The sequence below is a fragment of the Paenibacillus sp. S-38 genome (genome assembly GCF_049942825.1).
In the GTDB taxonomy this organism is placed as follows: domain Bacteria; phylum Bacillota; class Bacilli; order Paenibacillales; family NBRC-103111; genus Paenibacillus_G.
Genome location: NZ_CP187970.1, coordinates 4,997,615 through 5,010,671, shown reverse-complemented (window position 1 = coordinate 5,010,671; position 13,057 = coordinate 4,997,615). Strand labels below are relative to the sequence as shown.

Below are 13,057 nucleotides of genomic sequence, written 5' to 3'. Positions count from 1 at the left end.
TTGGCGTCTGCAGCGGTTATTTTTCATACGGCGTTAAGGTTATTTTAAGGTAATTTTTAAGTGGCTTTAAGGTTCCCGTCATATTCAATTCATAAGTAAAGTGTAAAATTTTGTCTGAAACCCTAGAGAAAGATAAGTGGATACGAGAGGATTCGAGGCAATGAGAGAAACCAATGGTAAGGATTCCGGCAGCGGCAGTCCGCATGAATGGAGGCATCATGCGGGAGAGCTGTTCGCTGCGGAGCACGGTCCCGACCAGGGACTGAACCGGGCGGGGGAGTGGCCGACGGCAGGCTGGAGATCGGCTGAGGCGGAGACGCAGGGCATGGATTCCGCCCGGCTCGCAGAGGCCGTCAGCGCCCTCAGGGAGCGGCAGGTACGCAGCCTTGTCGTTGTGCGCGGCGGCGTGCTTGTCGCCGAAGCCTACGCGGAAGGCCTGCAGCCGGGTACGCCCCAGGATGTACGGTCCGTAACGAAGAGCATCGTCTCCATTCTGACCGGGGCCGCGCTGGCGGACGGGAAGCTGAGGAGTGTGGAACAGCGAATCTCCGAGTTCTATCCCGAGCTCAAGAGGGACCCCAAGACCGCGCAGCTGCGCATCAAGCATCTGCTGTCGATGACCTCCGGGCTCCAGTGGAACAATGCGGGGGAGCAATCCTCGTCCGAGATGATGCATTCGGCGGACTGGGTAAGGTACGTCCTTAGCCGGCCGGCACTACATACGCCCGGTACGGTGTCCACGTACAGCAACGGGGACGCCCACCTGCTGTCCGCGGTGCTGCAGCAGGCCGTAGGGATGCCCCTGTCCGGCTATGCCCGGACCCGCCTGTTCGGACCGCTCGGGATCGCGGATTACAAGTGGAATGCCGATCCGCAGGGAATCAGTATCGGGGCATGGGCCATGGCGCTGACTCCCCGGGACATGGCCAAGCTTGGCCTGCTCTATCTGAAGGGAGGCGAGTGGGAAGGCGTGCGGCTGCTGCCGAAGAAATGGGTGCGCGAATCGCTTCAGCGGCGCATTGTCCACAACTACAGGGACGGCCGCAAAGGCGGATACGGCTATTACTGGTGGCTGAAGCCGCTGGTGCCTGGACTGACGGATGCCGGCTCCCCCAAACTCGATGCCTTCTATGCGGCCGGCTCCGGTGGACAGCGGATCTTTGTCGTTCCAGGACTGGATCTGGTGGCAGTCCTTACCGCCGAATCCCCGGACGGGGAAATGCCGGAGGAGCTGCTGAACGGGATCGTGCGTGCCATCCGCTCCGATGCGCCGCTCGCCGCCAACCCGGAAGGTGCCTGTAGACTGACGCGGGCGGTAAGCTCATTCCAGACGGAGCACCAGAACGTCTGAATCGGGAGGCTCCGCCCGCGTCTGTCCTCCAAGAAGCAACTCCATCATGAAAAAAGCATTCAAGGCAGGACCGGGGTCGAAGCAAGCCGGCTCCGGTCCGCTTTGGAAGCTTCCTTACTGCCTGTCGTTATTACCTATCTTTACACAGACGCACAGAAGCCGCTTCCCGGCCAGGGAAGCGGCTTCTGTCTTGTACCGGCTTAGGCCGGCATTTCTCATGTTTCTTTCCGGCGGTCAAGCTTGGTTCACACCGTAAACGCTCCGCTCGACGATCTCCCGGAGCTCCGCTTTCTGGGCGGCATAGGCTTCCCAGGACAGCGAGCCTTTGGCCAGGCGTGCGTCAAGCTGTTCGGACAGCTCGGCGGTCTGCAGATCGATCAGCTGACGGACGTCACGGCCGTTGTCTTCGGCAATCAGCGCAAGCGGCTTGCCTTCCAGCAGCGCATCGTAAACTTCCTCTTCCGAAGAAGCGCCGAGCGTCTGGAGAAAATCGGCAGGGTGGGCGGTATGTATGTTCTTCGAAGCGGAATATTCAAGGGCGGTACGCAGCGGGTCGGCTTTGGAATCTTTGCTCCACAGGCTTCCGCCGATGGTGATGGTAAGCACCATCGTGCCAACGACGAGCACCAGTTTCGGTTTCATGGCTTTGCCTCATTTCTTAAGATATAAGAATATATATCGGGGTATGCTCGATTTAGTTAACCACTATCATCATACCTGAATCACCGCCCTGCGGCGTCGGACCCGCGCCGAGTTCCGAACTGGACTTTAGTCCAGGTTCGGCGGATGCTCGCAGAGGAGAGGCGCGGCGGATCGGGGAGCAGGGCGGCCCACCGGTCTCTCTGTCAGAAGGGAGGGATGGATGAGCCCGGCACCGTCCTCACTCCTTTTTCCCGCTGCCGTAGAACATGCGCGAGATCCCGATGCCGGCAGCTCCGAGCCCGATAAAGAGCACCGCTTTGACCCACAGGGCGACGGTCGGGAGGTCCAGGAAGATGACCTTGATCAGCGTCAGGAAGAGCAGGCAGAGTCCGGCAAGCCGCGCCTGCTTGCGGTCCGTACGGATCCCGGCGAAGAGCACCGCCACCGCGTACAGGGCCCAGACCAGGGAGACAAGCAGATGCTGGATCTGGTCCGGCAGCTGCGCCGACGCAGCCAGCGTGAAGTCTGCGAGGAACAAAAGCAGGATCACGGCCATCGCATACGGGATGCCGGCGGCCGCGGTGCTCAGGTAAGCTTCGCCGCCATGGCGGACAACCAGCCTCCGCAGGGCGCCAAGGCTCAGCAGTGTTCCCAGCCAGGTCAGCGTCTGCAGGGACCATGGGGAATCGATTCCGCCCGAGAGATAGCCGGCGGCGAGCAGAAGAGCGAGAATATAGATGAGTAAGCCGTTTAACTGCTGAAGCCTGCTCCGGACCTTGATTCCAAGATGAATGGCGAGGATCCCCTGCAGCTCGAGCGCCAGAGGAAGCGTCCGTCCCGGAATGACGGCAGCCAGGTAGGCTAGCAGCGCGTAAGAGACGATCGTCAGACCGTACGGCAGGGATGCGGGGTCCCGCGGACGAAGGAACGCCCAGGACAGGAAGGCATAACCGGCTGTGAAGATCAGAAGTGCCGTCTCGAACACGAACGGCTCGAAGACCAGCTTGAACCACACGCACGTAATCGCGAAGCTGACGACTAGAATCTTGGTATGATGCCTAAGCAGGGTCTGCCCCGAGAGCAGGGCCGCCAGCAGAATGAGATGCTGCGCCAGTACCCCGGCCGCCATCTCCTCCGAGCCTGTTCCCGTCAGCAGAGGGAAGAGCAGGAACGAGAGGTGCTGCAGGACGAAGATCGTGTAGAACAGCTTGGCGAAGCGATACTTCACCGAGAACAGCAGGAAGGCCGTGAACAGGAGCGTATCGTAGGCCGACAGGAACAAGGGGGAGGGCTCGCTGCTGTGCACAAGAAACGGTGCCAGGATGCCGGCAAGGCTGGCCAGCACCGCCAGCGCCTCCGACTGCAGACGGCGGGCGAAATAGAGGCCGGCCAGCACCCAGAGCACATTGAGGGCGAAGGCCGGCGCGGCACCGATGTAGCCGTACAGATCATGCGCCGCGAACGTGCTCAGCATGAAGACGCTGACGGCGCCGCCGAGCAGTACATGGGAGAGCAGGACCCGCTCTCTGCGCTGCTGCCGGAAGCCGGCATATACACAGGCGGCTCCTGCCGCGAAGCCCAGCAGGCAGCGCAGTCCCGGGGAGAGCAGGCCGACTTCGGCGGCTGCCTTGAAGCCCCAGAGCAGGCCGATGAGCAGAACGAACATAAAGATGCGGGGCAGCCAGATCTTGGCGATGAGATGCTCCCAGTCCACAGACTGGTGCGGCGTAGTGCCGGCGTCTTCCGGCCCCGGAGCAGCCGCGGTCACCGCAGGTTCCGCAGCGGACGGGAGGGCTGTGGCGGCCGCGGTGCTCCTGGCGCTGCCGGAAGGCAGCCCGCTTCCCGCAGGAGTCCGGCTCAGTCTGCGGACCTCCCGCTCGAGCTCCAGCACGCGCCGTTCCAATTGATCTACGCGGTCTTTCAATTCCATAAGGGTCACCTCAAGAGCCGGATCCCTGCGAAGCAGGGGGAGCCGGCGGATTCTGTCTTCCTCTAGTTAACCATGAATTCCCTCTTAATGGAAGAAATCAACGCAATAATGGGGTCAGGGATCGACGCGAGACCCCATCTAAGGAAAGATTTCGGCAGGTTCAGCCTGATCTTGGGACAAGCATCTGCAAAAAAAAGATTAAGTTTGTCTAAATTGCTTGTTTCACGTCTTGCTTTCACGGGTAAAAAGTAGTAAACTCCTTTTTGTACCTGTATTTTACAATTGAATAATCGATCGCTGAATTTTCTGTAAGAAAAGCGGGGGAACCAAGTTTCCTGGGGTGAATCGGTCCGACTGCAAGTCAGGGCTGAAGGGCGCATTCTCACTGCCCGAATCCGACAGCTAACCTCGTAAGCGAAGTGGGAAGGATAGATGTGTGTTTGGAGACACAAGGCTAGCCTTGTGTTTTTTGGCTTTCAAAAAACACCGCTTTCATTCCAAAACAGATGGGAGACCAACCTATTCATGACCTGATTGGAGGATGAACACATGACTTACAAAGAGAAGTTGTTTCATTTGGTAGACGGGCTGGATGAGAAGGATCAAAAATCTGCTTATGAATATCTGCAGTCCCTGGCAGGCATGAACGTCGACGAGCTCGACCATGAAGACGAAATACACATTCTGGGCAACCGGTTCTTCGTCGTCCCGGATTAATACACGGAATTGCCCGACTGGAGAAGCCCAGCTCTCACGGGGACAAAAAGGAGTTTGCACCAGGCACGGATTCCTGATGTAGAAGCCTCCGCCATAGAAGCCGGAAGACGGGCGTCTTCCTTAATCGTCGAAACCCGCACCGCTGCGGGTTTTTTTGAGTTGTTCGGCTTGCCTGCCTCCTCCGCACAAGAGCTTCGCTTGCCGGGCCGCCCCTCGAAGTTGTAAGATAACTCCATCGCATGGATGAGGACCTGGCTCCTATGCCCGGAACCGATCCCATGAATCGCGAGGCAATCGGAGGGAGGGGATGGCATGAGAATCGGTTTGGCCCAAACGAGATTCCCTGGGTCGCTGCAGGACGGATTGGCCGCTGTCCGGGAGATGATGGAGAAGGCGGCCGCAGCAGGGTGCGCCATCGTCTGTTTCCCCGAGTCGGTCATTCCGGGACTCCGGGGTGTCGGGTATGAGGTGGCCCCCTACGACCATGAGTCGGTTGCCGCCGCCGTGGAAGAAGTGAGAGCGGCTGCGGGACGGCTCGGCGTAGCTGTGATTCTGCCCGCCGAGTGGGAGGATGAGCTGGGCCAGCACCTGGTGGCCTTTGTGATATCCGCGAAGGGTGAGCTCCTCGGTTACCAGACGAAGAATCAGATAGACCCCGGAGAAGATCAGTTCGGTTATGTTCCCGGTACCGGGCGCCGAGTCTTCGAGGTCGGCGGGGTGAAGCTGGGCATTGTCATCTGCCACGAAGGCTGGCGGTACCCCGAGACGGTGAGGTGGGCCGCACGCCAAGGGGCCGCGGTGGTGTTTCATCCGCAGTACACGGGGGATTCGGGTAGTTCAGACTTTTACAAGGCAGCCCTGCGGTGCCGCAGTCTCGAGAACGGCATCTTCTTCGCAAGCGTGAATTATGCCCTGAAGGAGCAGGGCTTGGCGTCCCAGCTGATCTCACCGGACGGCGTGAAGCTGTGCGAAGCGCGTCTTCAGGCGGAGGAGCTGACGGTCTGCGATATCGACCCGGCTCAGGCCGATGCCAGGCTGGCGATGCGTCTGCGGCCGGAAGTGCTGGTGGATGACCTGCTCGCCGCCCCGGATGGAACGGTTCTGGCGGGAGAACGTGTTCGTCTCCGTGAGCTTCAGCTGAAGGATGCGGACAGGCTGCTGCAGCTCGAACAAGCCAACCGCGAGTTCTTTCCTTTATTCACGGGGACGCGCAGGGAAGACTTTTACACGCTTCAAGGGCAGCGGAACCGCATTCAGGACCTCCTCAGGAAGAAGCAGAGGGATGAAGCCTACTTCTTCGGCATCTTCGAGCCTGCCTCCGGTGAATTGATCGGTACGATCACCCTGATGGAAGTGCTGAGGGGGGCGCTGCAGAGCTGCTTCATCGGCTATATGCTGAATCAGGCGCATAACGGACAGGGGCGCATGAGCGAAGCGGTCCGGCTGGTGGTGGGCTATGCCTTTGGGGAGCTGGGTCTGCATCGCATCGAAGCGGGCGTCATGCCGCACAATGCCGGCTCGATCCGGGTGCTGGAGAAAGCCGGCTTCGTGCAGGAGGGGCTGGCGAGGAAGAATGTGAACATTAACGGCGAGTGGCGGGACCATCTGGTACTTGCCGTGGTGAATTCGTGTGACAGAGGACAGAACTGATCCATCATGATCCTTTTCGCATAAAGCCGGTCAAGGCAGACGCTGCCTGCCGGCTTTTTTGCTGTCCTTCGTTCGAAGAAAGGCGCTTTGCGGGTCCGCTGTTTAACCCCCTGAGCCTCTGGAAAGAATGGGATATATTGAAACGACTGGAGGGTGGGCGCGTGGGGCTTCGATCGACATTACGCAAATGGATCAGCACATCCAAGCGCCCTGTGAAAGGGCAGGCGGCTCCGAGGCCGAAGGCGGAAGAACCGATTCCCGCGGAGCTGGGGCCGGCCTTGAAGCAGATCCGTTCCATTCTGGGCGACAGCCCGGATATTATATACCGGGAGGTTACCTTCGGTCCGCTCGATGTCCGGCTGGTCCTGATCTATGTGGACGGGATTGCGGAACCGTCGCAGGTGCTGGAATTCCTGCTGCAGCGAGCGTCCGATCCCGAGTTTTACTCTGCCGCCGTGCAGGCGAATCTCTGGACTCTGCTGAACGAGAAGCTGCTGGCCGTCGGTGAACTCAAGAAGGTCACTTCGCTGCAGGCTTTGTGCCATTCGGCCTTGTCCGGAGAGACGGTGCTGCTCCTGAACGGGTGCCCTGTAGGCCTGTCCCTCGGCACGAGAAAGTGGAAGGACCGGGCCGTCGAGGAGCCGAGTTCGCAGACCGTAGTCCGCGGCCCCCGCGACGGCTTTACGGAATCGCTCCGGACCAATACGGCCCTCGTCCGGCGGAAGATCAAGAGCCCGGAGCTGCGGATGGAAGCCCGCACGGTCGGCCGGGTGACCCAGACGGACGTGGCCATTCTCTATATCCGGGGCATCGTGAATGAAACTGTACTGGACGAGGTCCGCAGCCGCATGGACCGAATCGACATCGACGCGATCCTCGAAAGCGGTTATATCGAAGAACTGATCCAGGATGAGGCCTGGACCCCTTTTCCGACCGTTTACAATACGGAGAGGCCGGACTCACTAGCTGCGGGGATACTCGAGGGAAGGGTGGCGATTCTCATGGACGGCACGCCCTTTGCCTTATTGGTGCCGGCCTTGTTCACCCAATTTTTCCAGTCCTCCGAGGATTACTATCAGCGGGCGGATTTTGCCACCCTGCTCCGTATCCTCCGCTATCTGTGCTTCTTCATCACGCTGCTGGCCCCCTCCATGTATGTGGCCGTTACGTCGTTCCATCAGGAACTGCTGCCCCCGGAGCTCCTGATCCGGCTGGTCGCGGCAAGGGAGGGCGTTCCTTTTCCTGCGTTCGTCGAAGCGCTCTTGATGGAGATCACCTTCGAGATCCTGAGGGAAGCAGGGGTCCGGATGCCCCGGACCGTCGGCCAGGCGGTATCCATTGTCGGCACCCTGGTCATCGGCCAGGCGGCGGTAGAGGCCGGGCTCGTCTCGCCGTCGATGGTCATCGTGGTGGCCATTACCGCGATTTCCAACTTCGTGATCCCGGCGTTCAATATGGGGATCTCGCTGCGCATTCTACGTTTTATTATGATGATCCTCGCCGCTTCGTTCGGTCTCTTCGGCATCGTCGTGTGCCTGATCGGCATCGTGCTGCACCTGTGCAGTCTGCGCTCGTTCGGTGTGCCTTACATGAGTCCCTTCGCTCCGTTCATCTCCGATGACCAGAAGGACTCGATCTTCCGCCTGCCCCAGTGGGCGATGTTCGCCAGGCCCCGGCTGATCTCCCAGAACAACTCGGCACGGGAGCGGTCGCCGCAGCCGCAGCCGGAGGAGCCCGTATGAGGCGCCGCCTGCTGCTGGGCTGTGTCCTGGTGCTCTTCCTGGTGAGCTTAACCGGCTGCTGGAACCGCAGAGAGCTCAACGAGCTGACGGTCGTGGTGGCCCTCGGGATCGACAAGACGAAGGACGGCTATGCGGTCAGTGTACAGCTGGTCAATGCCCAGGAGATCGCGGCCAAGGGCGGCTCGGGGTACGCCACGCCGGTCACGGTCTATCAAGGAAAGGGGGCTACCGTGTTCGAAGCCCTGCGGCGGTTGACGATGAAGCTCAACCGGAGGCTGTACCTCTCCCATATCCGGGTCGTGGTCCTGGGCGAAGAGCTGGCACGGGAGGGGATCAGGGACGCGCTGGATTTTCTGTCAAGGGATCATGAGCTGCGGACCGATTTCTACATGCTGGTGGCCAAGAGCTCGCGAGCCGAAGAAGTGCTGACGGCGTTGGCCCCTCTGGAGAAAATTCCGGCGAACAAAATGTTCTCCGCACTCGAAGTGATGAAGGAGAACTGGGCCGGCGTGGTGGAGGTCACATTGGATGAGCTGCTGGCCGATATGCTCAGCGAAGGGATCCAGCCTGTCGCAACCGGTATTCGGCTGGCCGGAGATCCGGCGTTGGCGAAGAGCAAGTCGAGTGTCCAGAAGAGCAAGCCGGAAGCGGTCATCGAATATGAGGGGATGGCGGTGTTCCGGCAGGACCGGCTGGTCGGCTGGCTGAACGAGGAGGAGAGCACCGGCTTCAATTATGCCATGCGCGGCCTGGAGAGTACGATCGTGTCCCTGGCCTGTCCGGAAGGCGGAGGCAGGGTGGCCATTGAACTGCGGCACGTCAAGAGCAGTATACATGCCCGCGTGCAGGACGGAGCTCCGGCCATCGGGATCCGGGTGAAGACGGAGGGGAATATCGGTGATGTGGAATGCCCGATGAAGGTGACGGATCTGCGAAGCGTGCCGCCGCTCGAAGAGAGGCTGGAGAAGGCCATCCGTGCCAGCGTGCAGGCCGCGGTAACCAAGTCCAAGACCAAGCTCAAGACCGATATCTTCGGCTTCGGCAATGCCGTGCACCGGGATCAGCCGAAGCTGTGGAAGCGGATCAAAGGCAGCTGGGATCAGATGGTTCCCGCCGTACCGGTGGAGATTCATGTGGACGCAAAAATCCGGAGAGTGGGCACGGTAACCGAGCCTATCAATCCGCCGAAGGAGTAAAGAGACGATGTGGCCGATGCTTGGCGTGCTGATCGCTGCCGCCCTGATCCTGCTGTATGAGGCCCCCGGCTTATGGAGGAGCCGCCGCTATCGGGAGCTCGCCGTCTTCCTGTTTCTGCTCGCACTGGGTACAGGCGCGGGCATGGCCCGGGCGGCGGATGTCCCCCTGCCCAATCCGCTCGATTGGATGAATTTCATCTTCGGGCCGGCGGGGGAGCGGCTCGAGCAGGTGCTCAGGCTGCCCGGCGAACAGGGAGGATAGAGAAGAAGGCAATGGCCGGCGGGAAGGCATGCCGGAGATCAAGGAGGAGCATGAACAAGACGGTAATCAGTGTCTCCCAGTTTCAGCTGCTGGTCATGTTATATACGATCGGGACAACCATCCTGATCACCCCTGCGGGGCTCGCGATGGAGGCGAAGCAGGATGCCTGGCTTGCCGCCGCGGCCGGGGTGGCCGTCGGCCTGCCGGTCGTGTGGCTCCATTCCCTTGTAGGCCGCCGGCTTCAGGGAAGGGATTTTACCACCTACTGCCAGGATGTGCTCGGCAGATGGGCCGGTTCCGCAGTCATCGCTTTTTTTGTGTTCTTCTCCTTCATCTCCTCGGCGACGCTGCTCGCTTATGTGGGGAATTTTCTGACGACGCAGATTCTGGTGGATACGCCGATCGAGGTGATTCACCTCGTGTTCGGAGCCCTGATTGTGATGGCCGTGCGGCTCGGCTTGGAGACGGTGGCGAGGACGGCGGAGATCTTCTTCCCCTGGTTCCTCGGACTGTTCGGCGCGCTGTGCCTGCTCCTGCTGCCGCAGGTCGAGATAGATAACGTCAAGCCCGTATTCGATACGGAGCCGATGGTGCTGCTGCGTGCGGGCATCACGCTCGTAGCCACGTCAGCCCTGCCGCTGATTTCCTTCTTCACGGTGATTCCCTCGGTCCGGCGGCCCGAACGCATCCGGGGGGCGATGCTCTCCGCCAACCTGGCCGGCGGACTGTTCATTCTCATCATCTCGTTCATGAGCATAGCGGTACTGGGGGCGGAACTGACCGAACGGCTGATGTACCCAAGCTACGCCCTGGCCAAGAAGATCAGCGTGGGCAAGTTTATTCAGCGCGTCGAGATTATCATCGCAGCACTTTGGTTCATCTCGATCTTCTTCAAGCTGACCGTGTACTTCTACGCGGGTCTCGTCTCTCTTGCCAAGCTTGCGAAGTTGGACAGCATCCGTCCTTTGACACTGCCGCTCGGCATGCTGCTGGTCATCTACGGTCAGGTAGTGTATCCCAATGTGCATTACATGCTGGAATGGGATAAGAAGGTCTGGGTGCCGATGATGATCCTGCTCGGATTCCTTCTGCCGCTGGTGCTCCTTACGGTGGAGACTCTGCGTAAGAAGTGGAAGGGTTGATTCTCTTCCGGGCACAGACCTGTGCAGGGGGGAAGAAAAAGAACGCGTGCCTTGTGCCCATCCGCAGGTGCCGATCTGTCCTGGCGCCGGTTCAGACGAACCGGCGCCTTTCTCTCTTTTCGCACGGGGTGATATAATAGCCTACAGGAAGACATGGAAAAAAGAGGATAGAAGGGAGAGGGATCAAGATGAAGCTGGCATTTATCTCGGACATTCACGGCAACGCCGCCGCCTTGGAAGCGGTACTGGAAGACATCGGGAGCAGGGACGTGGAAGAAATCTATGTTCTCGGCGATCTCTGCTATCGCGGTCCCGAGCCGAAGCGTTCCCTGGAACGGATTCGTGCGCTGGAGTCTCCCGTCATCCGGGGCAACGCAGATGAATGGGTGGTGCGCGGTGTGCGGCAGGGCGAGGTGCCGGAGCATGCCGTCGATCTCATGAATCTGGAGCGGCAGTGGACATTGTCCAGGCTGGATCCGGATGATCTGGAGTACCTGGCGGGCCTGCCGTCAGAGCTCCAGCTGAACCGGGAAGGCGTCGGGATCCGGGCCTTCCACGCCACGCCGGACAGCTTGTTCGAGATCGTGCCGCCGGGAGCCGGGGATGAAGAGCTGCAGACGAAGCTGATGAACTCCGGGGAGGCTGACGTGTATATTTATGCGCATATTCACAAGCCCTACATCCGGTATCTAGGCGGCAAAGTGATTGCCAATACCGGCAGTGTCGGCCTGCCCTTTGACGGCCTGCCCGAGGCCTCTTACCTGGTCCTCGAGGTGGAGCGGGGCAGGGCTGCCGCCACGATCCGGCGCGTGCCGTACGATATCGAAGCGGTGATCCGCCAGTATGAAGAAGGCGGGTACCCGAATACGGAGACCCTGGCGAGGATTCTGCGAAACGGCCGTTATTCGTGAGGGGACAAGGGAGGGGGAGGCCGCATGGCAGGCAGGAATGACGGCCGGGAACCGGCGGGCCTGCGGCACCGGCGGAAAGGCCCGAAGCGGCCGAAGCCCCTGCCACTGTTGGGCTGGGCACTGGCTGCGGCAGGGGCATCGGTGGTCCTGGCGATTCTCGTCCGGGAGCCGGAGGCGATCCGGAGCCAGCCTGAGCAGGAGGAGGCCGCCTACCCGGCGGCTGCGGCAGTGGCCCCAGCCCGGCGGGAGCCGGTCGAGTTCCGGATGACGGATCTCGACCACGGCTGGATCCGGTATAAGGACGTCGTCCGGACCACCTCGGACGGGGGCGTGACCTGGACCGACCGGGGTGCGGTCCCGGCAGCCAGGGAGCCGGACGCCGGGACGGAGGGGCAAGGGCTGCCGGGGGGTGGAACGGAAGCAGAAGCCGGCGCCGATGCCGGGCACAGGATGAGCTCCCTCCGGTACCACGACAAGGACTATGCGGTGAAACAGGTCCAGTTCCTGACCGAGGAGATCGGCTGGGCGCTGGTGCAGGACGACGGTGAGCTGGGCGGAGGGCTGCTGGTCTCCGGCGACGGAGGCCGTACGTGGCAGCAGGAGGTTACCGGACTGGTCCGGGACGCGATCCGCCGGGCGAAGGAAGAGCTTGCGGGGAGGCGGAAGGAAGCTCCCCTGTACGCGTCGGCCGAAGCCGCACAGCTTGCGTTCCGGTCGGAGTGGCTGGTGATGCCGGAGACGGCCGTTCCGGGCGGCGTGGTGCTCATCCGCCACAAGAAGCCGGGCTCCGTCTACTGGAACGGACGGACCTATCTCCTTGAACCGTACGGGGCAGGCTACTTCACTTATCTGCCGATCGGGATGGACGTTGCGCCGGGGCGCTACCCGATCGGGGACAAGACGCTGACGATTGCCCCCAAGCGCTATCCGTCCCAGTACCTCGAGGTGACGGAGGAGATGAACCGGATGCGGCAGGACACGAAGCGGATCGCCGCCGACCAGGCGCTGATCAACAAGGCGCGCAGCGTGTCGCAGACGGAATTTCTGGCGGACGGCCCCTACGTGATTCCGGTCGATGGCAGACTGACGACACCCTACGGGCATACCAGGTATGTCAACGGGAAGTTCAGCGGAGCCCACCTCGCCGTGGACCTGGCGGCGCCCGAAGGCACGCCGGTCAAGGCGGCGAACGACGGGGTCGTTGCGCTGGCGGACTCGCTGTATCTGACCGGGAACTCAATCTATCTCGACCACGGTATGGGGCTGTTCTCGCAGTATGCCCACCTCTCCAAGCTGCAGGTGAAGGCTGGGGATCGGGTCAGGAAGGGCGAGATCATCGGACTTGTCGGCACGACCGGCTTCTCCACCGGTCCGCATCTGCACTTCGCCTTCTGGGCGCATAACGTGCAGGTGGACCCGAATCTGTTCTTCGGCCGGAGTCCGTTTCACTGGCTGCTGGGGACGGAAGCAGCCGGAGAGGGAAAGATCGGCCAATAAATCGACGGGAGGCGATG

Annotated in this window: 11 protein-coding genes, 1 pseudogene and 1 riboswitch; of the genes and pseudogenes, 10 read left to right on the top strand and 2 right to left on the bottom strand. The window is 61.0% G+C overall.

Annotation, left to right across the window (positions count from 1 at the left end; genetic code table 11):
* Positions 1 to 160: 160 nt before the first annotated feature.
* Positions 161 to 1,351: a serine hydrolase domain-containing protein gene (locus ACP26L_RS21945; protein WP_426446356.1), complete on the top strand. Its 1,191-nt coding sequence runs from the start codon at positions 161 to 163 to the stop codon at positions 1,349 to 1,351.
* A gap of 234 nt (positions 1,352 to 1,585) precedes the next feature.
* Here ACP26L_RS21945 and ACP26L_RS21940 read toward each other — a convergent pair whose 3' ends face one another.
* Positions 1,586 to 1,993, bottom strand: coding sequence for a hypothetical protein (locus ACP26L_RS21940; protein WP_426446354.1), 408 nt, complete (start codon positions 1,991 to 1,993; stop codon positions 1,586 to 1,588).
* A 238-nt stretch (positions 1,994 to 2,231) separates the two neighbouring features.
* Complete coding sequence (locus ACP26L_RS21935; RefSeq protein WP_426446352.1) at positions 2,232 to 3,923, bottom strand: DUF2339 domain-containing protein; 1,692 nt, start codon at positions 3,921 to 3,923, stop codon at positions 2,232 to 2,234.
* A gap of 285 nt (positions 3,924 to 4,208) precedes the next feature.
* Positions 4,209 to 4,355, top strand: a riboswitch (cyclic di-AMP (ydaO/yuaA leader).
* 117 nt (positions 4,356 to 4,472) lie between these two features.
* Between ACP26L_RS21935 and ACP26L_RS21930 the strand changes: the two genes are divergently transcribed.
* The 9 genes and pseudogenes from ACP26L_RS21930 (at position 4,473) to ACP26L_RS21890 (ending at position 13,040) form a co-directional block, all read left to right on the top strand.
* The gene (locus ACP26L_RS21930) at positions 4,473 to 4,640 is read left to right on the top strand and encodes a hypothetical protein (RefSeq protein ID WP_426446350.1); all 168 of its coding nucleotides are present in this window, start codon (positions 4,473 to 4,475) and stop codon (positions 4,638 to 4,640) included.
* 312 nt (positions 4,641 to 4,952) lie between these two features.
* Positions 4,953 to 5,654 (top strand): annotated as a pseudogene (locus ACP26L_RS21925) (carbon-nitrogen hydrolase family protein); the annotation flags it as partial.
* Positions 5,655 to 5,681: 27 nt separating this feature from the next.
* Entirely contained in the window at positions 5,682 to 6,290 is a 609-nt protein-coding gene (locus ACP26L_RS21920; RefSeq protein ID WP_426455045.1) for a GNAT family N-acetyltransferase, read from the top strand.
* Between the two features lie 161 nt (positions 6,291 to 6,451).
* Positions 6,452 to 8,032 (top strand): spore germination protein, encoded by a 1,581-nt coding sequence (locus ACP26L_RS21915; protein WP_426446349.1) that lies wholly within the window; start codon positions 6,452 to 6,454, stop codon positions 8,030 to 8,032.
* Positions 8,029 to 9,228, top strand: coding sequence for a Ger(x)C family spore germination protein (locus ACP26L_RS21910; RefSeq protein WP_426446347.1), 1,200 nt, complete (start codon positions 8,029 to 8,031; stop codon positions 9,226 to 9,228). Before ACP26L_RS21915 ends, ACP26L_RS21910 begins: the two co-directional genes overlap by 4 nt.
* A 7-nt stretch (positions 9,229 to 9,235) precedes the next feature.
* A complete protein-coding gene (locus ACP26L_RS21905; protein ID WP_426446346.1) occupies positions 9,236 to 9,490 on the top strand; it encodes a hypothetical protein in 255 nt (84 codons plus the stop codon).
* A gap of 50 nt (positions 9,491 to 9,540) precedes the next feature.
* Positions 9,541 to 10,632, top strand: coding sequence for a GerAB/ArcD/ProY family transporter (locus ACP26L_RS21900; RefSeq protein WP_426446344.1), 1,092 nt, complete (start codon positions 9,541 to 9,543; stop codon positions 10,630 to 10,632).
* Between the two features lie 188 nt (positions 10,633 to 10,820).
* On the top strand, positions 10,821 to 11,543 hold the full coding sequence (locus tag ACP26L_RS21895) for a metallophosphoesterase family protein (RefSeq protein WP_426446342.1): 723 nt from the start codon (positions 10,821 to 10,823) through the stop codon (positions 11,541 to 11,543).
* A 24-nt stretch (positions 11,544 to 11,567) separates the two neighbouring features.
* On the top strand, positions 11,568 to 13,040 hold the full coding sequence (locus ACP26L_RS21890) for a peptidoglycan DD-metalloendopeptidase family protein (RefSeq protein ID WP_426446340.1): 1,473 nt from the start codon (positions 11,568 to 11,570) through the stop codon (positions 13,038 to 13,040).
* Positions 13,041 to 13,057 lie beyond the last annotated feature (17 nt).